The organism is Sphingobium sp. GW821-FHT02B05 (assembly GCF_059421905.1).
On sequence record NZ_JBWKVW010000002.1, the window covers coordinates 383,215 to 403,251 of the forward strand.

Annotated in this window: 14 protein-coding genes; 4 read left to right on the plus strand and 10 right to left on the minus strand. The window is 63.7% G+C overall.

What is annotated here, in order from left to right; all coding sequences use genetic code 11:
* Positions 1 to 137 precede the first annotated feature (137 nt).
* The 4 genes from AC07UX_RS11465 to AC07UX_RS11480 all read left to right on the plus strand — a co-directional run bounded on the left by AC07UX_RS11465 (position 138) and on the right by AC07UX_RS11480 (position 6,982).
* Positions 138 to 3,335, plus strand: a complete 3,198-nt coding sequence (locus AC07UX_RS11465; RefSeq protein WP_495192128.1) for an efflux RND transporter permease subunit — start codon at positions 138 to 140, stop codon at positions 3,333 to 3,335.
* A complete protein-coding gene (locus AC07UX_RS11470) occupies positions 3,328 to 4,521 on the plus strand; it encodes an efflux RND transporter periplasmic adaptor subunit (RefSeq protein WP_495192129.1) in 1,194 nt (397 codons plus the stop codon). Before AC07UX_RS11465 ends, AC07UX_RS11470 begins: the two co-directional genes overlap by 8 nt.
* The gene (locus tag AC07UX_RS11475) at positions 4,511 to 5,923 is read left to right on the plus strand and encodes an efflux transporter outer membrane subunit (protein ID WP_495192130.1); all 1,413 of its coding nucleotides are present in this window, start codon (positions 4,511 to 4,513) and stop codon (positions 5,921 to 5,923) included. Before AC07UX_RS11470 ends, AC07UX_RS11475 begins: the two co-directional genes overlap by 11 nt.
* Positions 5,924 to 6,214: 291 nt before the next feature.
* Positions 6,215 to 6,982 carry a Ros/MucR family transcriptional regulator gene (locus AC07UX_RS11480; protein WP_495192131.1) on the plus strand — a complete coding sequence of 256 codons (768 nt, stop codon included), beginning with the start codon at positions 6,215 to 6,217 and terminating at the stop codon, positions 6,980 to 6,982.
* 58 nt (positions 6,983 to 7,040) lie between these two features.
* On the opposite strand, the gene AC07UX_RS11485 is transcribed toward AC07UX_RS11480, so the two are convergent.
* The 10 genes from AC07UX_RS11485 to AC07UX_RS11530 all read right to left on the minus strand — a co-directional run bounded on the left by AC07UX_RS11485 (position 7,041) and on the right by AC07UX_RS11530 (position 19,946).
* On the minus strand, positions 7,041 to 8,912 hold the full coding sequence (locus AC07UX_RS11485) for a bifunctional sugar phosphate isomerase/epimerase/4-hydroxyphenylpyruvate dioxygenase family protein (RefSeq protein WP_495192132.1): 1,872 nt from the start codon (positions 8,910 to 8,912) through the stop codon (positions 7,041 to 7,043).
* 21 nt (positions 8,913 to 8,933) lie between these two features.
* Positions 8,934 to 9,806, minus strand: coding sequence for a shikimate dehydrogenase (locus AC07UX_RS11490; RefSeq protein ID WP_495192133.1), 873 nt, complete (start codon positions 9,804 to 9,806; stop codon positions 8,934 to 8,936).
* Positions 9,807 to 9,877: 71 nt separating this feature from the next.
* Positions 9,878 to 12,835: a TonB-dependent receptor domain-containing protein gene (locus tag AC07UX_RS11495; protein ID WP_495192134.1), complete on the minus strand. Its 2,958-nt coding sequence runs from the start codon at positions 12,833 to 12,835 to the stop codon at positions 9,878 to 9,880.
* Positions 12,836 to 13,033: 198 nt separating this feature from the next.
* Complete coding sequence (locus AC07UX_RS11500) at positions 13,034 to 14,332, minus strand: MFS transporter (RefSeq protein ID WP_495192135.1); 1,299 nt, start codon at positions 14,330 to 14,332, stop codon at positions 13,034 to 13,036.
* On the minus strand, positions 14,329 to 14,787 hold the full coding sequence (locus AC07UX_RS11505) for a type II 3-dehydroquinate dehydratase (RefSeq protein WP_495192136.1): 459 nt from the start codon (positions 14,785 to 14,787) through the stop codon (positions 14,329 to 14,331). Before AC07UX_RS11505 ends, AC07UX_RS11500 begins: the two co-directional genes overlap by 4 nt.
* A 98-nt stretch (positions 14,788 to 14,885) precedes the next feature.
* The gene (locus AC07UX_RS11510; RefSeq protein WP_495192137.1) at positions 14,886 to 15,983 is read right to left on the minus strand and encodes a hypothetical protein; all 1,098 of its coding nucleotides are present in this window, start codon (positions 15,981 to 15,983) and stop codon (positions 14,886 to 14,888) included.
* On the minus strand, positions 15,980 to 16,498 hold the full coding sequence (locus AC07UX_RS11515; protein ID WP_495192138.1) for a DUF3237 family protein: 519 nt from the start codon (positions 16,496 to 16,498) through the stop codon (positions 15,980 to 15,982). Before AC07UX_RS11515 ends, AC07UX_RS11510 begins: the two co-directional genes overlap by 4 nt.
* Before the next feature lie 5 nt (positions 16,499 to 16,503).
* Complete coding sequence (locus AC07UX_RS11520; RefSeq protein ID WP_495192139.1) at positions 16,504 to 18,108, minus strand: carboxylesterase/lipase family protein; 1,605 nt, start codon at positions 18,106 to 18,108, stop codon at positions 16,504 to 16,506.
* Entirely contained in the window at positions 18,108 to 19,103 is a 996-nt protein-coding gene (locus tag AC07UX_RS11525; RefSeq protein ID WP_495192140.1) for an alpha/beta fold hydrolase, read from the minus strand. Before AC07UX_RS11525 ends, AC07UX_RS11520 begins: the two co-directional genes overlap by 1 nt.
* A 186-nt stretch (positions 19,104 to 19,289) precedes the next feature.
* Positions 19,290 to 19,946, minus strand: a complete 657-nt coding sequence (locus AC07UX_RS11530; protein ID WP_495192141.1) for a TetR/AcrR family transcriptional regulator — start codon at positions 19,944 to 19,946, stop codon at positions 19,290 to 19,292.
* Positions 19,947 to 20,037 lie beyond the last annotated feature (91 nt).

Genomic DNA, 20,037 nt, shown 5'->3' on the forward strand with positions numbered 1-20,037 from the left:
CTTCGCACAGCATGACGCACCAAATGGCGGGTACGCCGGCTCGATGCGTTGTTCTCCCATGCGGCCCTGATTGAACGGAGAGGCGAATTTTCACGACCGGCGGTTCGGGCCGGTGTGATGAGTGCGGGAGTCCTGGTTTGATCGGTATCGTCAAGGTTGCGCTGCATCGGCCGCTGACCTTCATCGTCATGGCGATCCTGATCGCGATCGTCGGCATCATGGCGGCGGTACGTACCCCGGTCGATATCTTCCCCAATATCCGCATCCCGGTGATCGCCGTAGCCTGGCAATATGCCGGCCTGCCCCCCGAAGACATGGCGAACCGGATCGTCACCCCCTATGAGCGGGTGCTGACCACGACCGTCAACGATATCGAACATATCGAAAGCCAGTCGATGCAGGGCATCGGCGTGGTGAAGATCTTTTTCCAGCCGGGTGCCGACATCCGCACCGCCACTGCGCAGGTGACATCCGTGTCGCAGACGGTCCTGCGCCAGATGCCGCCGGGCGTCACGCCGCCGCTGATCCTGAACTACAGCGCGTCGACGGTGCCGATCCTGCAACTCGCTTTGTCGGGGCAGGGCCTGTCCGAACAGCAATTGTTCGACCTGGGCCAGAATCAGGTGCGTCCCTCGCTCGTCACGATTCCGGGCCTCGCCATGCCCTTCCCGTCGGGCGGCAAGCAGCGGCAGATCCAGATCGACCTCAATCCGGTCGCTCTCCAGTCCAAGGGGTTGACCGCGCAGGATGTGGGTACCGCGATCGCCGCGCAGAACCAGATCAACCCGGCCGGCTTCGTGAAGATCGGCGCGACCCAATATAGCGTAAGGCTGAACAATGCGCCCGGCACGATCGAGGCGCTGAACGACCTGCCGGTCAAGGTGGTGAACGGCGCGACCATCTATATGCGCGATATCGCCTATGTTCGCGACGGCAACGGGCCGCAGACCAATGTCGTGCATGTCGAAGGACGCCGTTCCGCGCTGCTGACCGCGCTGAAGAATGGCGCCACGTCGACGCTGGCGATCGTCGACGGCGTGAAGGAAGCGTTGCCCAAGATCAGCGCGACGCTGCCCGACAGCCTGAAGATTCTGGTGATCGGCGACCAGTCGCTGTTCGTGAAGGCGGCCGTTGAGGGCGTGATCCACGAAGGCGCGCTGGCCGCGGCACTGACGTCGCTGATGATCCTGCTGTTCCTGGGCAGTTGGCGATCGACCGTCATCATCGCGCTGTCGATCCCGCTGGCCATTTTGGCGGCGGTCGCGGCATTGGCCGTGTTCGGCCAGACGCTGAACGTCATGACGCTGGGCGGGCTGGCGCTGGCCGTCGGCATCCTGGTCGATGACGCGACGGTGACGATCGAAAATATCAACTGGCATCTGGAACAGGGAAAGGGGGTGGTTGAATCCATCCTGGACGGCGCGGCGCAGATCGTGACGCCCGCGTTCGTATCGCTGCTGTGCATCTGTATCGTGTTCGTGCCCATGTTCTTCCTGCCGGGCGTTGCGGGCTTCCTGTTCGTGCCCATGGCGCTGTCGGTGGTGTTCGCGATGATCGCGTCCTTCATCCTGTCGCGTACATTGGTGCCGACCATGGCCATGTATCTGCTGAAGCCCCATGTGGAGCATGGCGACGCGCACATGGCGGGCGACACGCAATCGCGTAATCCGCTCGTGCGGTTCCAGCGCGGGTTCGAGCGTCGGTTCGAGAAAATCCGCGACGGCTATGTCGGATTGCTGCGCAGGGCCCTCAATGCGCGCAAGCCCTTCCTCCTCGGCTTCATGGGCGTGGTCATCCTGTCCTTCGGTCTGCTTCCCATGCTGGGCAGCAATTTCTTTCCGGCGGTGGATTCGGGCCAGATCGCCATGCACGTTCGTGTGCCGGTGGGCAGCCGAATAGAGGATACGGCCGCACGCTTCGAGCGGATCGCCAGTGCCGTCAAGGATATGGTGCCTGCCCAGGAGCTGGGGTCGATCACCGACAATATCGGCCTGCCGGTCAGTTCCATCAACACCGTCTATAATAATAGTGGCACGATCGGCCCGCAGGACGGCGACATGATGATCGCGCTGAAGCACGGCCATCGCCCGACCGACGAGATTGTCGGCAAGCTGCGCGAGGAGTTGCCTCGCCGTTTCCCCGGTACCAGCTTCGCCTTCCTGCCGGCCGACATCACCAGCCAGATCCTGAACTTCGGCGCGCCTGCCCCGATCGACATCCAGATCGCAGGCAAGGATGCCGCCGGCAACCGGGCCTATGCGCAGAAGCTGCTCGCCAAGGTCGCGGTCATTCCGGGGCTGGCCGACGCGCGTATCCAGCAACCTGGCCGGTCGCCGCAGCTGGACGTGGATGTCGATCGCAGCCGTGCAGGCCAATATGGGCTGACCGAGCGCGATGTGACCACCAGCCTCGCCAGTTCGCTTGCAGGCACCGCCCAGACCGCACCCGTCTTCTTCGTCGATCCCAAGAGCGGGGTATCCTATCCCGTCGTCGCGCAGGCGCCCGAATATCTGGTCGGGTCGATCAGCGACCTGTCCAACGTGCCGGTGTCGGCGGCGGGCGCAAGCAACGGAGCGGTACAGCCACTGGGCGGCCTCGCCACGATCGAACGGTCGAACACGGTGCCGGTCGTGTCGCACTATAATATCGCGCCGGTGCTGGACATATACGCCACCGTGCAAAGCCGCGACCTGGGAGCTGTCGCGGCCGACATCAACGCCGCCATCAAGTCGCTGGAGAAGGAAGAGCCCAAGGGCGCGACCATCACCATGCGCGGCCAATATGCGACCATGAACACGGCCTTTTCGGGTCTTGGCTTTGGCTTGGCCGGCGCGATCGTGCTGATCTACCTGTTGATCGTCGTGAATTTCCAGAGCTGGGTCGATCCGTTCGTCATCATCACCGCCCTGCCCGCCGCCCTTGCCGGTATCGTGTGGATGCTGTTCGTGACCGGCACCACATTGTCCGTCCCGGCGCTGACAGGTGCGATCATGTGCATGGGCGTGGCCACCGCCAACTCCATCCTGGTCGTGAGTTTCGCACGGGAGAAACTCGCGGAACTGGGCGACGCCACCGCCGCCGCGATGGAGGCGGGCATGGTCCGCTTCCGCCCGGTCCTGATGACCGCACTGGCCATGATCATCGGCATGGGTCCGATGGCGCTGGGCCTGGGGGAAGGCGGCGAACAGAATGCGCCGCTGGGCCGCGCGGTGATCGGCGGCCTGGTCTGCGCCACCATCGCCACGCTCCTTTTCGTCCCCGTCATCTTCAGCTTTGCCCACCGCCGCCACAAGGCCGCCGACCCCCAGATGGAAATGCAGCCCAGCCATGTCTGATAACACGCCAGAACAGAATTCCGCCGCGAGCGGCCCGGACAATCGAACGCTCAAGCGCGTGGGCATCGGCGCCGCCGTGATCGCCATCGCGGTCGTAGGCGTTGGCATGGCGACCCGGATCAGCGCGACCAACGAGTTGCGCGACACGGCCGAAAAGGCGGCCATCCCATCCGTAGCGACCGTGTCGCCCAAGCAGGATGGCAAGGGTGGCGCGCTGGTGCTGCCAGGCAATGTCCAGGCCTATAACAGCGCGGCCATCTATGCCCGGACCAACGGTTATGTCAGTCGCTGGCTGGCCGATATCGGCGATAATGTACGCGCTGGCCAATCGCTCGCGGTGCTGGACGCGCCGGAGATCGACCAGCAGCTGGCTGCGGCGCAAGCGGATTACCAGACCGCGCTTGCCCAGCAACGTCTTGCCGAAACCACGGCCAGGCGCTGGGCGACGATGCTGGCCAAGGATGCAGTATCGAAACAGGAATCGGACGAGAAGAACGGCGATCTGGCCGCGCGGTCGGCCGTCACCAATGCAGCGATGGCCAATGTGAAGCGGCTGCGCGCCTTGCAGGGCTTTACCCGGCTGGCGGCGCCCTTCGATGGCGTCGTGACCAGCCGCGCGGCGCAGATCGGCGCGCTGGTGGTGGCGGGCAATGCGGCATCGCAGCCGCTGTTTACCGTGTCCGACGTCCACCGCATGCGCATCTATGTCCGCGTACCGCAGGGCTATTCCGCGCAGGTGAAGGCCGGCATGCCCGCAACCTTGATGCTGCCCGAATATCCGGGCCGGACCTTTACCGCCAGATTGACCAGCAGTGCCGGCGCCGTCGATGCACAATCGGGCGCGGTGCTGGTACAGTTGCAGGCCGAAAATCCCGATCGGGCATTGAAGCCGGGCGCCTTTGCGCAGGTCAGCTTCAATGTCGGACAAGGCGGCGGGAACGGGATGTCCCTGCCGGGCAGCGCCATCCTCTATGGCAATAACGGTCCGACCGTCGCGGTGGTGGGCAACGACAATCGCGTCACCGTGCGTCCCGTCACCATCACCCGTGACGAAGGCGCAACCGTATTGGTGACGGGCGGCATCACGGTGCGCGACAAGGTGATCGATTCGCCGCCGGATTCGATCCAATCGGGTGACAGAGTGAGCGTCGCATCGGGCGGCAAGGGCACGGCGCATGCGGGGTAAGATGGTGCGGCGTGCGCTGACGGCTTTGGGGCTGTGTGTGTTGAGCGCCTGTTCGATGGCGCCGGCCTATCAACCACCGCAGATCGCCGCGCCGCAAGCCTATAAGGAGATGGAAGGCTGGACCCAGGCGACGCCTATGGACGCCGCGCCGCGCGGGCCGTGGTGGAGCGCGTTCGACGACCCCGTACTCGACGATCTGGAAACGCAGGCGGAGGCCGCCAGTCCGACATTGGCGGCGGCGCTTGCCCGTTACGATCAGGCGCGCGCCGTGGCGCGGGTCGAGGCTTCGGACCTGATCCCGACCGTGGGCGTGGGGGCCGATGCCAGCCGCCAGCGCGTGTCGGGCAGGCGGTTCCAGGGCAATGGCAATGCGCAGACCTATGATGATTATGCGGTGGGTGCGTCGCTGGACTATGAACTGGACCTTTGGGGGCGCATCCGTAACAGTGTGAAGGCCGCGCGGGCCGACGCGCAGGCGAGCGAAGCCGATCTGGCCGCTGCGCGCCTCAGCCTTCAGGCTTCGGTGGCCGATGCCTATGCACGGCTGCGCGGCCTGGACGCGCAGGCCGACCTGCTGCACCGGACGGTAAAGGCGTTCGACCGTGCCTATCAGTTGACCAGCACGCGCCATGAGGGCGGCATTGCGTCCGGAATCGACGTCAATCGCGCGCGCACGACGCTCAGCAATGCCAAGGCGCGGATTTCGGCGGTCGCCAATGAGCGGGCGGCAACTGAACATGAACTGGCGGCGCTGACCGGGGCCGTGGCCTCCAGCTTTTCAATAGCGCCGAAAGTGCAACCACTCACTGCGCCCGACATGCCGATGGGGGCGCCATCCACACTGTTGCAGCGCCGGCCCGACGTGGCAGCGGCGGAACGGCGCATGTTCGCCATGAACGCCCGCATCGGCGTGGCGCGCGCGGCGTTCTTCCCGTCGCTGACGCTGGGCCTGAGCGGCGGGTGGCAGACGACGCATGGCCAGTTGCTGTCCACGCCGACCAGCGTGTGGGGCCTGGGGCCGCTGGCAGCGGCATTGACCCTGTTCGATGGCGGGCGGCGCAAGGCGCAGGTGAAATTGTCGCGCGCCGAATATGACGAGCAGGCTGCCGGCTATCGCGACACGATATTGGGTGCTTTCCGCGAGGTGGAAGACGGCATCGCCGCCCTGCGCCATCTGTCGGTGCAACTGGTCGACCAGCGCGATGCGGCACAGGCGGCACAGCAGACGAGCGACCTCGCCTTCACCCGCTATCGTGATGGCGCGTCCGACTATCTGGAGGTCGTGACCGCGCAAACCGATGCGCTCGATGCGCAGAGTGCGCTGCTGAATGCAGAAATTGCGCGGATGCGAGCAAGTATCGCACTGGTCAAGGCACTGGGCGGGTCGAGCAGCCCAGCCTGAATGCAGAACAGGTGATCGGCCGCTCGGATGGTGGCGGCCGTTTACGACAATGTTCCGCTGATTTTCTACTGTACGGAACAATATAAGGGCCGCCCGGTTAACCACGGCAACTGACGAAGTCGATATATTGTGCAGTGCGAAATGATTACGCCTGCACGATGTATAAGGGTACACCGAAACGGCATTTTTCAGTCGCGCTTTGACAACTGCGACAGATGGCGGCAAAAGGACAGGCGGCCCGCATATGATGTCGGATCTTTCAGGGCCGAATTGTCTGCATAGGATATCAATATGGCCGATACTGAACAGCCCGATTATACGAGCCTGACCGTACAGTTGTTGAGCGCTTATGTTGCCAACAATAGGGTCGCAAGCGAAGATCTGGCAATATTGATTCAGTCGACCCGTGCTGCGTTGATAGCAGACACTGTTCCGGCCGAACCGGAAGCGATCGAGCATGTGCCCGCCGTGAGCGTGCGCAAGAGCATTGCGTCGCGCGACCATATTCTCAGCCTGATCGATGGCCGCCCTTACAAGACGCTGAAGCGCCATCTGGCGACGCATGGCCTGACTCCGGCCGACTATCGTGCGCGCTATGGCCTGCCCGAAAGCTATCCGATGGTGGCGCAGGCCTATTCGGACCAGCGCCGCGCCGTGGCGCAAAAGCTGAGCTTGGGACAGCGCGGTACGCAGGCGCGGGTCGCCGCTGCGGCGGCCGCCAACGGAGCCAAGCCTGCAACCCCAGCCGTCAAGGCGAAGGCAGCTGCGGCACCTAAAGCCGATGCCGAAAAACCAGCCAAGCCCGCCGCCCCGAAGAAAAAGGCGAGCGCAAAAGCGCCGGCCAGCGCGCCTGTCGTTGCCGAAACCCCGGCGGCAAAGCCCGAAGCCAGGAAAGCGGCCAAGGTTGCGGGCAAGCCCAAGGCGGACGTAGCGGCAAAGGCTGCACCTGTCGCCGCAGAGACAGCCAAACCGAAAAGCGCCGCTGCCAAGGCGCCGGTTGCACCGAAAGCACCACGCAAGAAGCTGGGCATCAAGGCTGAGGCCGGCACCAGCACCTGATGAGCATAGGCGCTGCATGCCATAAGGATGCAGCGCCTGTCAGGCCGTTTATGCCCTGTCAGCCCGGATCGAGCGGCGCATATTTATAGCGTTCCTGCGATGCCAGACGGATGCTGGCATTGGGCGCGCCATAGCCTTCATAATCGTGGCGTTCGACAAATTCGAAGAAGAAGCGCTTGTGGAAGGCGCGGCTGTAGAGTTGGAGATAGTCGCCGCCAGTGCCATCGGCATCATAGAAGATGTTGGCTTGCGCCAATGCTTCGCGCCGATGATCGTCAAGCCCGAAGCGCGCCGCGACATCGTCATGATAGTTGGCGGGAACCGGCAGTATCTCTGCACCGCTTCGCGCCATATTTGCCGTCCGTGCCAGCAAGTCCGGCGTGGCGAGTGCAATATGCTGATAGCCGCCACCGACATTATGCTCGACGAAGCGCGACGACAGGGTACCGAGCGCTTCGGATGCATTGAGCGTGACCCGCAGCGCGCCGTCGGCCGATTGCAGAGGCTGGCTGAGAACCAGGCCCGACGGGTCGATCACATCCGCCTGGAAACTTTGTTGCAAGCCAAAGAGCGAGCGCCAATAGAGTTGCCAGGACAAATATTCCTCGATCCGCACGACCGCGGCAAGATGGTCGATGGATAGCGGTGTCTCGTCGATGGGCGCGCCCGTGGGCGCAAACTCGCCATCCCACATGGCATCGACCTCATCCGCCCCGATGAGATAGACCAGACTGCCGCCAATGCCGCGCAATGCGGGAAAGGCGAGGTTGCCGGGCGCATCACCATCGTCCACCGTGCCAATGCTAAGATGCGCCGCGCGTGCAGCGACGGCATCGCGGTCAGGGACCACCAGTCCCACGGCACAGATGGACGGGCCATGGGCGACGCGGAAATCATGGCCGAAGCCTTCCCCCTGCGCATTGACGACCAGATTGACCGAGCCCGCCTGCCAGCGACTGACCGCTTTGGTCCGGTGGATGCCGGTGCGCACGAAACCCAGTGAGCCGAACATGCGTTCGAGCGCCGGAACATCGTCGTCGCCTACCGCAAATTCGACGAATTCGGGCCGGACATGGGGCGGCGGTGCGGGCGCGTCGGCAGAGCGATCCAGCAACCGCAGCGCCGCATCCTCAACATGACGTAGCGAGCGCAACCCGTCGGCCGCGATCAGGCCCGCCGACCAACCCCGAAAACGATCGTTGAAGATTTCGAGCGAGAGCGGTCCTGTGTAGCCGGTCGCCAATATCTCGGCGACATAGGCTTCGACGGGAAGACCCCCCTGCCCTGGAAAGTTGCGGAAATGGCGGCTCCAGTAGAGCAGGTCCATGTCCAGTTTCGGCGCGTCGGCCAACTGGACGAAGGCGATCTTGTCGCCGGGAATGGCGCGGATGCTGTCGCTGGGGATGCCGCGCGACAGGGAATGGAAACTGTCGAGGATGATACCGACATTGGGATGATCGACCTGTTCCACGATGGACCATGCGTCGCGATGGTCGAAGACATGCCGGCCCCAGGCCAATGCCTCATAGCCAACGATGATGTCATGGCTGGCGGCCAATTCGCCCAATTGCTGAAAATCGGCAACGATGCGGTTGCGTTCGCCCAGCGCATGGGGCGAGCAGTTGGAACAGACAAGGATATGGCGAGCGCCCAGTTCGCCCATAAGATCAAACTTGGCCGCCGCCCGGTCGAAGGCGCGCTGGCGCATGGCGCCCGGCATCCCCTCAAAATCACGGAAGGGCTGGTACAGCATGCACGAGAGGCCGAGATCGTCCAGCATTGCGCGCACTTCGCGCGGGCGTAGAGGCGAGGCGATCAGGTCATTCTCGAAAATCTCCACCCCGTCGAAACCGGCGGCCGCCGCGGCGCGCAGCTTTTCCTCCAGCGTGCCGCTCAAGGACACCGTGGCGATGCCGAATTGCAGGGTCATGGCTTGCCTCTCCTTATGTGGTCAGCCCGCAAGCGCGGCATGGAAATTCCCGCGCATGCGGGCGGGATCGGCGGTCAGGCCGGTAAAATGCCCGAAGGCGCCCACTGCCTGGAAAATGGTCATGCCGCTCCCGTCGAGCGCGGTGCAACCGACCTCCCTTGCTTCGCGGAGCAATTGGGTTTCCAGCGGGAAATAGACGATGTCGGTCACCCATAGCCGGGGTTCGAGCAAGGTGCGCGGAATGGCTGATCCGGGATGGACGGCCATGCCCATGGGGGTCGCGTTGACGATGCCGTCCGCCTGCGCGATCGCCGCGGCAAGATCCCGCCCCACGATCGCGCGACCGGCGCCATGGGCGACACAGAGCGCTTCCGCCAGAGCGGTTGCGCGATTCAAGTCGGAATCGAACAGGGTCAGTTCCGCCACGCCTAGTTCCATCAGCGCATGGGCCGTCGCTGCCCCTGCCCCTCCGGCGCCCATCTGCACCACGCGGGTGGTGGCGGCGCCGTGCGGCAGGCCGGAGCGGAGATTTTCGGCAAAGCCGGTGACGTCCGTATTGTAACCGATCCGTCGACCATCGCGGAAGACGACGGTATTGACCGACCCGATCTGCGCCGCCTGGGGCGAGAGGTCGTCGAGATGAGAGATGACTGCCTGCTTATAGGGATGGGTAACGTTGACGCCGGCAAAGCCGGCCAGTTGCAGCGCGTCGAGCAGGCGGGGCAGATCATGGCCGTCCATGCCGTCGGCCGCGAAATCGAAGAGGCGATAGATCAAGCGGACGCCCTGCGCATCTGCCTCACTTTCATGCAGGCGGGGCGTCAGGGATGCCTGAATATCCCGCCCGATCAGGCCAGTCAGGTAGCGGGCGGGGACGGAACGAGGCTGGGTCAATGTGAGATCATCCGATTGGGAGAAAATATCCCCGCCGCCCGATAGGCCGAGCGGCGGGACAGGCGGAGAGATCAGAATTTGAACTTCGCGCCTACATAGAAAGACCGGCCGACCATGTCGTAGGTGCCGGCATCGGTACCGTTCTGCGAACTGGCGACGAAGGGAATGCCCTTGTCGAACAGGTTGGTGATGCCACCGCGCAGCTGCATATTGTCGTTGATGTCCAGCGTGGAGAAGACATCGAACAGATTATAGGGCTTCACCCCGACTTGTTCCGCCGCTGGCGTGGTGATTGCGCTGATGTCGCGCAGCTTGCCCTGATAGCGCCAGCGCAGGCCGATGCCGAAGACATCGGAGCTGTAGCCAACGGTCGTCAGCGCTTTCCACTTGGGCAGCGGGCGGCCCGGCGTGCTGGTGCCGACGAAATCCTGCGCCGCAGTGCCGGGCAGGGTCTGAACCTTGTAATGGTTCAGCCAGCCGATGGCGGACGAGGCATAGATTTTGCCCGAGCCGTCACCAATACCGGCGTCGGACAGTTTGAGCGACCAGTTGACCTGCATATCGACGCCGTCAGTGTCGAGCGCGCCCAGGTTCAGATAAGGCTGAGCGATGGCGACCAGCTGACCGGTCGGATCGCGCTCGACCAACTGGCAGAATTCGTTGCTGTTGGAATAGCTGCTGTTCGATCCATCCAGATTATAGCATTTTGCAAGGACGGTCAGGCCATTGATGGTCGAGATGACGTTGCTGATCTTGATATTATAATAGTCGACCGAGAAGGAGAAGCCCGACAGCCAGGGCGACGACAGCTTCGGATTGAAGACGAAACCGACATTGAAGGTGTTCGCCTTTTCCGGTGTCAATGCGCTGTTGCCCTGAATATTGCCGCCCGTGGCGGTGGTGGCGAACTGATAGGCGTCGATCGCCGCGGCGGGGATGCCCTGCGCCAGGCAGAGGCCACGCACCTGCGCACCATTGGCCCCGGTCCGAGCCGCAGAACGGACGTCGCAAGGATCGCCAATGGCGGCGGGCGGCGTGCCGATCGCCAGCTGCGATCCGGTTACGGGCGAGAAAAGCTCACCAATATTGGGCGCCCGCACCGCGCGCTGGTAGCTGCCGCGGATCAGCAGCGCATCCACCGGCTGCCAGCGGGCATCAAATTCGTAACTCTTCACGCTGCCGGTCGTATTATAGTCCGAATAGCGGAAGGCCGCGCCGACGCCCAGTTCATGAAAGAAGGGCGTGTCCGACAGCAGCGGCACGTCGATCTGCGCGGCGAATTCCTTGACGCTGATGTCGCCCTGCGCCGGATTGGAACCGACGACGGATTCGACATTGTTCGACACGAGATCGGGGCTGGGATCATATTTATACGTGTTTTTTCGATACCCGGCGAGCAGCGCCAGTTGCACGGGACCGGCCGGCAGGTCGAACAGCGGGCCGTTGACCTGACCCTGAACCTGCGTCTGGGTCAGCCGTTCGCGGCTGTTGATGGTGGCGGTCATATATTGCTGGCACGCGCGCGACAGGCTGGTCGCGTTGATGATGCCAAAGGGATTATAGCCGCCCGCGCACAGCGACGCGCCGCCGTCGGCCGCATTGAGCAGGTTCTGGACGCGCGATTTCAGCACGGCGTTGAACATCGACTGATTATGGACCGTTTCGTCATAGGCGACGAAGCCGTCGAACTTCCACGACCCCGCAATCGTGCCCTTCAGGCCGCCCAGATATTGCTGCACCTTGTAATTTTCGTCCCAGCCCTTGTCGCCGATCCCGACATAGCGGGCGCTCCAGCGGAACGGCGCGTTCGGATCGGTGCGAGAGGCCAGCAGCGTGCGCAGGTCATTGGGGATGAAGGGGTTGGTGACCGGAATGGTGGTGAAGGGCGCGAATTGCGTCAGGCTGCCGCCCGCTTCAGTGGTGACGGTGGAATCGACATAAAGGAACTGGCCATAAGCAGTCAGCGATTCCGTCAGGTCGAATTCGCCCTTGGCAAAGGCGGACTTGCGTTCGAAGGCATTTAGAACCTGAAGCTGCGGGCCGACCGGCATGCGGACATTGCCGCCGACCACGGCATAGGCGCCATCGCGCGGCCCCTTGTAATTGACAGCGCCGGTCTGGACGAACAGCGAGCCGTCATTGTTGAAGCCCAGGTTCAATGTCCGGTTGATGGGCGTGGTGACGCCATATCGGGCAAAGACGCCATTCAGAGCCGCCTGGCTGGGCAGGTTGAGCGCGTTGGGCACGAAGGTGCCGGTGCCGATGAAGGAAGACGGCACCTTGTCAGAGAAGAAGCCGCGCTGCGAACCGGAGAGCGGATCGCGCTGGCCGTAGCTTAACGCCAGCATCAGTCGGCCGCGATCGTCGGCGAATTTGGTGCCCAGCGCGAGCGAGGCGTTGAACTTGCCATAATCGCCACGGAAGCTGTTGCCGTTCTGGATATCGGCGCGGATGCCATCGAAATATTTGTCGGTCTTGAAATTGACCACGCCGGACATGGCGTCAGACCCGTAGATGGCCGACGCACCACCGGTGATGACATCCACCGAACCGATGATCGATTCCGGCAGGATGTTGATGTCGACATTGCCGTTAATGTCCGACAGCGGCAGGCGGCGGCCGTCGAGGAGGACGAGGTTGCGGTTGGAACCAAGGCCACGCAGGTTGAGCGTAGCGCGGCCACCCGCGCCCTGCCCGCCGGTCCCGGCATTGCCCGATGGGGTGAAGCCCGGCAGCTGGTTCAGCGAATCTTCGAGCGTGATCTGGCCGCTCTGCTGCACCAGTTCGTCAGACACGGTGACGATCGGGCTGACCGCGACATTGTTCGGGCGGGCGATCAGCGATCCGGTGACGACGATGTCCGCATTCTGCTGCGCGGCGGCGTCAGTGGCCTGCGGGGCCAGCGCGGCGGCGGCCGCCTCCGCCGGTGCGGCCTGATCCTGCGCCCAAAGCGGCGATACGCAGGCGCTCAAGGCGATCGCGGCAAGCGATCCGCCCAGGCGCAACTGCATGGTGAAACCTGTCTTCATTCCATCCTCCCATTTTTATTACTAACTAGTTCGTACATAATCTTGCGCGACCAGAGGCTCTATTGGCCTTTGGATCATCATCCGACCCTATTTCATCGGATGATGTCCTCACTCTCATTTGCTCCTGGCGTTCCAGGAGCTGACAGCCATTTCCCGACGTCCGAGCGCTTTGGCGACATGGCTGTGTCCAAATGTCGTTCAGTCCATTTCCACTCGACGTACATCCCCCACGATGAAGACATAAGCAGCGGCCCCGACCAGCGCGAGCACCCCGATGAAGGCCAAAGCGCCGTAGAAGGAGCCGGTCTGCCCCACGATCACGCCCACCACGATCGGCGTCACGATGCCCGCCAGATTGGCGCACAGATTGAAGACGCCGCCGGTCAGGCCGACAAACTGGCGCGGTGCGACGTCGGAAATCAGCGTCCAGCCCAGATTGACCATACCCTGGCCGAAGAAAGCGATCGACATGATGGCGATGACCAGCGTGTTGCTCTGAAAGAAATTGGCCGCGACGATGGTGGAGGCCAGCAACAGGCCGACGACGATCGGCAACTTGCGGCCGATATTGGCGGAGCCGGTGCGGCGGATCAGCAGATCGGACACTTGCCCGCCCAGCAAAACGCCGGCCGATGCGGCGATATAGGGCAGCACGGCGAAGGTGCCGGACTTCAGCCAATCCATGCCGCGCTCGGTCGCCAGATAGGTCGGGAACCAGGTCAGGAAAAAGACCAGGGTCGAATTGCCGCAAAACTGGCCGATCGATGCGCCCAATATCTGGCGCTTGCTCATCAGCTTGCGCACATTGGCCCAGGAAAAGGGAATTTTCTCGTCCGTCTTCGTCACGGTCAGGCCGCCGCCCGCCTGGATATAGGCCAGTTCGGCGGCGTTGATGCGGCTGCTTTCGCCCGGATCGCGATAGCGGGCATACATGAGCAGGCCGAACGCCATGCCCAGCGCCCCGGCGATCAGAAACAGGGCGCGCCAGCCGAAGCTGCCCACGACCCAGAACAGGACCGGCGCGAAGAAGGCCAGGCCCGCATATTGCCCCACGGCATAGACGGAATTGGCCCGCGCCCGTTCATCCTGCGGGAACCAACTGCTGAGAATGCGGCTGTTGCACGGGTAGCAAGGTGCTTCCGCCATGCCCAGCGCCAGGCGGAAACCGAACAACATTGCCACATTGCCGGCTATGCCGTGGAGCAAGGTGAAGAAGGACCAGAGGATCAGCGACCCGGCATAAGTAATGCGCGTGCCGAGCCGGTCGAGCAGCAGCCCGCCTGGAATTTGTGACGCGGCATAGGTCCAGGAGAAAGCCGAAAAGATGAAACCCATCATTTCCGGCGAAATCCTGAGTTCGGCCGTCAGCGAGGGCGCGGCCACGCCCATGACGGCGCGATCCATATAATTGAGCAGGGTGGCGACGCTGATGAGCGCCAGCACGCCGATACGCGCACGGGTGGGACGCAACAGCGCGGCAGGATCGGCCGCCTTCATGCCGCGTTCCGCCGCTGATCGAGGAAGAGCAAATGACGCACGGCCAGCGCATAGCCGTCCGTCCCCATGCCTGACAAAATGGCCGTGGCAGTGCGCGTCACGATGGAACGGGTACGCCATTCCTCGTCCCGGCGATGGATATTGGAAATATGAACCTCCACGATCGGGCAGTCGCACATCTTGAGCGCGTCCAGCATGGCATAGCCCGCATAGGAAAAGGCGGCGGGGTTAAGTATGATGCCAATGGCACCGACCCGCGCTTCGTGCAGCCAGCCGACCATTTCATGTTCGGCATTGGTCTGGCGGAAAATCAGGTTCGCGTCCCAGCCTTCTGCCTCACGCCGACAGGCCGATTCGACATCTGCAAGCGTTTCGGACCCGTAGATATGCGGCTCTCGCACGCCCAGATGGTCGAGATTGGGGCCGTTCAATATATAGATGTTACGCTGGCCCATGACTGGCCCGATCCTCCCCCTAAGACGGAATATGTTTCCCGATCTTGTAGAATCATATTTACGCGCAACAGGAGCAGCATGCAAGCGAAATGTACTAACTAGTTAATACCATTTTTCGCCAGACGGCGGACGGCGATCCGGTCGGCCTGATAGGAACCGAGCCAGAGGTCATTGCCGATCAGCACGGCCGCCGACACGCCGTTGAAGGCAGGATCGGGCGGGCCATAGGCGATCAGCGAAAAGCGGCGGCTTTCCGGGTCGAGCTGCGCCACGGCATAGCCGCGATGGCAGAGCATGCCGTCAGCGACGCCGTTGACGATCTTGCGCAGGCCGCCGCAGGCCGGTTCATCACGCACCATGCCGGCGAGCAGCAGCCGGTCGCCGTCCCAATGGATATTGTCGGGCATGAATTCGGGCGCCTGCGCGCGCCAGAGCGGATGGCGCGTGTCTTGCCGCGCATAGGCGACGACGTCGCGCAGGCCGAAGGCGATGACGTAGAAGCCGCGGTCGTCGCGCGCTGTTTCCAGCCCGTTATTACCCGGCAATTCGGTGCCGGGCAGCAAGCGGAAGGCGCGATCCTGCGGGCCGCGTTGATAGACGCCGCCGGTCGCGCGACCGCGCACGAAGTCGGTGATGCTGGTGCCTGGATGCGTGAGCACCGTGGCGAGCACAGTACCGTCGCTGTAGGAGGCGACGGCGTTGGCGACATGGCTGGCGGGCATGACGAAGCAACCCTGCCAGCGCAGGGTCGGCGGCGCGGCGCCATCGCGCGCGTCGATGGCGAAGACCTCGATCGCTTCACGCCCGCCATGATTGACGACCAGCAACCTGCCCTGCCCCAGCCCGGTCATGCGCAGGCTAAGACCTCGCGCAGTGAAAAGCGCCGGATCTGGCGGCGTGGCGCAATCGGGATAGGCCGGGTCTGGCGCCACCTGATCGGCGGCGGCAGTGAACCAGAAGCGCGCCTGTCGGGTGCGGCTGTCCACCAGTTTCAGCCCGGCCCCGGTCGCAAAGCCGCTGGCGACGATCCAGGGCGTATCGGGGATATGGGCCAGGTCTTCCGGCTTGTTCGCGCCGCACACGAAACTGAATTGCGCGGTCGCCGCGCAGGCTTCGTCGGCCCGCTGCATGGGCGATGTGGTCGCACAGCCCGTCAGCGCCAGAGCGGCGGCGGCCAGGATGGAAGGATGGTTCATGAAACGCGATAGACCCGGATGCGTACGGCGGGTTTGGGCGCGTCTTCGGGTGGCGGGCCGATCGTGCCGATGAAGATCGCCTGATTGAGCCAGTCGTGCGGGCCGATCGGCGCTTCGAAACTGGGGACGGTGCGCAGATAACGGTTCGCCGCGCCCGGCACCCGGCTGTTGGTCAGGCCGACATTGCGGACATGGATGGGCGTGCCATCATCAGTGCGCATCATATAATCGGCCTCTATGACGGTCCAGTTGTCGGCACGCTGCAACTGCCAGTCCGCGCCGCCGGCGACCACCGTGCCCCGGATGCGCGGGCCGGAGAAAGTGCCGCCGGTAATCGGGACGCGGCGGCGGGTGCCGATCGGGGTCGGGCCGATTTCTTCGGTCGGTTCCAGCGTGACGATCGCTTCATAGACGAAGTCCAGGCCGGGCGCGTCCGTATTGGCCGCCCGTCCCGGCACCGCCCAAAAAGCCATCGCGCCACCGATGCCGGTCAGGACATCCCGTCTTCTGGTCATCGCCATCAATCCCGAACCTTGGGCCGCTCGGCCGGTGGGGGCGCATCGCCGAACAACGACCAGTCGGCGAAATGCGGCCAGGGAATGGCGCTGCGCGTCTCGCCCAGTTGCAGCACCACAGGCTTGCGAGGCATGAAGGCGGGCCAGTTCGCGCCCGGCTTGCCGGTGCGGGCGAAGGCGACCAGATGATCCATCATCTCGGCCGACAGTGCCTGATCCACCGGCGTCCAATCGCGGGTCTTGCGGAACAGGTTGAGGCTGTCCAGCGTCCCCAGCCAATAAGGGATATCGGCGCTATGATAGGCGCCCACCGTTGCCGGATCATGATCGGCGAAGGTCACACCGGGGCGATAGGGGTGGACGCGGGTGAAGAAATAGGCGTGCACGGGCGACTTGCCGGTGGCCGCCTGCCCGACGGCCCATTGCGCCATCTGCATATTGAGGGTGGAATCCCGCTCGATATCGCGCGTTTGCCGTTGCGCTTCTTGCAGATCATGGGCGGGATAGCGTTTCAGGATCGCGGCGGCAATGGCAGGAAAGGCACGGCGCACGGCCGTCTCATAATCGGCGACCGACGCAATGGGGCCGAGCGACCGAAAACTTTCGTCGCGGGTGAAGCCCAGCAGCAACGGCACGTCATTCTGGCGTCCGGCGGCAAAGGCGGCAGCGGGGGTTTGCGTCACGACCTCCCCATCGATGGTGATCGCCCTGCGGCGGACCGGCGCGGCGAGCGCGATCAGCTTGTCGGCAGGCATGTCGCGCATCTGATCGATCGACTGGACGCCCAGCGCTTCCTGTACGGCGAGCCCTTCGGCTTCCGCTTCCTTCAGCGGTGCCGGGGCGCCGACGCCGCCAAAGGCGCCACCGCTCATGCCGACGGCGCGCTGGAACAGGCCCTTCGTCGCGGGGCTAGCCTGTAGCAGCGAAACGGCCATCGATCCGGCAGATTGGCCCGCGATCGTGACATTGGCCGGATCGCCGCCGAAACCGGCGATGTTTGCCTTGATCCAGCGCAGCGCCGCCACCTGATCCTTCAGGCCGTAATTACCCGACCTACCGCCATTTTCGGCGCTCAATTGCGGGTGGGCGAGAAAGCCCAATGGCCCGACGCGATAGGCGATGGCGACATAGACGACCCCTTTGGCCGCCAGCGCCTCCCCCGCATAATTGGCCATGGAGGCGGAACCGATATTGAAGCCGCCGCCATAGATCCAGGTGACGACCGGATAGCCGCCCGCCGGCGCAGGGCCGGGCGGCGCCCAGATATTGAGGTAGAGGCAATCCTCGCTGGTCGCTTCCTCGCCAAAATAATGATTGAGGTTGCGGGCGCGCAGCGGCTGGATACATTCGGGCGCGGGGCGATCGGCATGCCAGACGCCGTTCCAACGGGCATGCGGTTGCGGATTGCGCCAGCGCAGCTCGCGCACCGGCGGCGCGGCGAAGGGCACACCCAGCCAGGCGCGCACGCCCGACGCCAGCGTCTTGCCATCAACCAGGCCCGCATCGGTGCGAACGGGATCGCCGGCCGATCGTGCGACGATTTGCGCCGGCGCGGCCGATGAAAGGAACAAGCCCAGAAATACGCCGGGCGCCAGCAGCAGCCGGCGCATTATTTCCGGCCCTTGAGCTGCGTGTCGAAGAAGCGGAAGGTCAGGTCCAGCGCCCGCAGCGACGCCGCGCGGGTTGACGCTGCATCCGCGCCGATCCAGCTATGGCCAACGCCGGGGATGATCTCCAGCGTGACGGGGACACGGGCGGCCTTGAGCGTAGCGGCCAACTGGCGCGACTGGTCGGCGGGCACGACCTTGTCCTCCGTCCCGTGGATCAGCAGCATCGGCGGATCCTTCGCATCGACGTGGGCGGCGGGGCTGGCGGCCTTGATGCGGTCGGCCGGGCAATCAGGCTTTATGCAGTCGAGATAGGCATTCTCCGCCCCGGCGATCGCCTGCGGCATGGTCGCAAAATCATAGACGCCATACCAGCCGACACCCGCCTGCACGCAATCGCTCTCAGCCAGATTGCTCTTGTCCTCACCGGTCGCCGCGCTGCCGCATTGCAGCGCGGCGAGCGCAGCAAGTTGGCCGCCGGCAGAGCCACCCCACACGGCGACGTGGTTGCCATCCAGCCCGAAGCGCTGCGCGTTGGCGCGCAGATAGCGGATGGCGGTGCGCACATCGTCGATCGCGGCCGGGAAAGGCGCTTCCTTCGACAGGCGATATTCGAGCGAGGCGACGACATAGCCGCGCGCCGACAGGTCGGCCAGCACGGCGGGAAAGTCGCTGAATGCGCCCGACTGGCGAGTATGGCCGTTCGCCCAGCCGCCACCATGAATGTAGATGACCAGCGGAAGCAGCCCGGCCTGCTGTGGCGTGCTCTGCTGTGCCGGGCGATAGAGATCGAGGATGATCGGGCGATAGCCCGAAATGGTCGAATAGGCGATGTCGGCATTGACCGTGACGCCGTTTGCCAGCGTCAGGATGCGGTCGGGCATCGGATCGCCGAGCGCGGGTTCTGGGGCGGTAGCAGGAGATGGCGGCTGAGCCTGTGCCGGCATGGTGGGCCCAAGCAGCGCCAGACCCAAAGATAGCGTGATCCGCTTGCGCATAATCCTCTCCCGTTCGCGATTCTTGTGCTAACTATTTCGTACATTGATATCATCAGCGATGGGCAAGGCAAGCGCGATGACGATGCGCCAGCGACTGTATCGCTTTTCGCGGACCGTCATTCCGCTTTCGCGCAAGCGGGAAGGCGTTGTCCTGATCAGTCTTCGTCAAAATCCATATGGCACCCTTCAGGCGCGGCACCAGCTTTCGACGATATCGACCACATTGGCCCGTCGCCGCGCCAATATCTTGGGCGCGGTCACGTCGCGTTCGAATCCGTAGGAGACCGTATAGCGGTTGGAGACGTTGTAGAAGCAGAGCGCGCTGATCGTCATGTGCAATTCCAGCGGGTCAATGCCTTCGCGGAAATGGCCGCTGGCGACGCCGCGCGCCAATATGTTGCGCAGCTGCTCCACCACCTTGCGATTGCGTTCCCGGATGCCGGGAATTTCGCCGATATGCGCGCCGCGCAGGATATTTTCGTTCATCACGAGCCTGACGAATTCGGGATGCTGATGATGATAGTCGAACGTCGCACCGACGACGTCGCGCAGCGCAGCGTCCGGAGCCAGGTCGCTGCGTGTGTTGTCCGCGTCTATTTCTCGCACCGCCGTATAGGCGCGCTCCAGAACGGCGCGGTACAGGCCTTCCTTGCTGCCGAAATAATAATAGATCATCCGCTTGGACGCATCGGTCCGTTCGGCGATTTCGTCGATGCGCGCGCCGCTCAGCCCCTTGTCGGCAAATTCCAATGTGGCGACGTCCAAGATGTTGAGGCGGGTCTCCTCCGCTTCGCCGGCCCGTCCACTCGCCTTGTTCAGCATATTCGTCGGCGATCTGGCCACGCATCCATCCTTCTCTGTTTGGGACCGGCATAGCTTGCCAGCGCCGCGCCATACAAGAGAGGATGCACGCGAATGACAAGGTGCCGCCCGT

Excerpts from the sequence above, each read along its gene's own strand:
- AC07UX_RS11470 (WP_495192129.1), top strand. The coding sequence starts at position 3,328 with ATGTCTGATAACACGCCAGAACAGAATTCCGCCGCGAGCGGCCCGGAC.
- AC07UX_RS11475 (WP_495192130.1), top strand. The coding sequence starts at position 4,511 with ATGCGGGGTAAGATGGTGCGGCGTGCGCTGACGGCTTTGGGGCTGTGT.
- AC07UX_RS11480 (WP_495192131.1), top strand. The coding sequence starts at position 6,215 with ATGGCCGATACTGAACAGCCCGATTATACGAGCCTGACCGTACAGTTG.
- AC07UX_RS11485 (WP_495192132.1), bottom strand. The coding sequence starts at position 8,912 with ATGACCCTGCAATTCGGCATCGCCACGGTGTCCTTGAGCGGCACGCTG.
- AC07UX_RS11495 (WP_495192134.1), bottom strand. The coding sequence starts at position 12,835 with ATGAAGACAGGTTTCACCATGCAGTTGCGCCTGGGCGGATCGCTTGCC.
- AC07UX_RS11500 (WP_495192135.1), bottom strand. The coding sequence starts at position 14,332 with ATGAAGGCGGCCGATCCTGCCGCGCTGTTGCGTCCCACCCGTGCGCGT.
- AC07UX_RS11505 (WP_495192136.1), bottom strand. The coding sequence starts at position 14,787 with ATGGGCCAGCGTAACATCTATATATTGAACGGCCCCAATCTCGACCAT.
- AC07UX_RS11510 (WP_495192137.1), bottom strand. The coding sequence starts at position 15,983 with ATGAACCATCCTTCCATCCTGGCCGCCGCCGCTCTGGCGCTGACGGGC.
- AC07UX_RS11515 (WP_495192138.1), bottom strand. The coding sequence starts at position 16,498 with ATGACCAGAAGACGGGATGTCCTGACCGGCATCGGTGGCGCGATGGCT.
- AC07UX_RS11520 (WP_495192139.1), bottom strand. The coding sequence starts at position 18,108 with ATGCGCCGGCTGCTGCTGGCGCCCGGCGTATTTCTGGGCTTGTTCCTT.
- AC07UX_RS11525 (WP_495192140.1), bottom strand. The coding sequence starts at position 19,103 with ATGCGCAAGCGGATCACGCTATCTTTGGGTCTGGCGCTGCTTGGGCCC.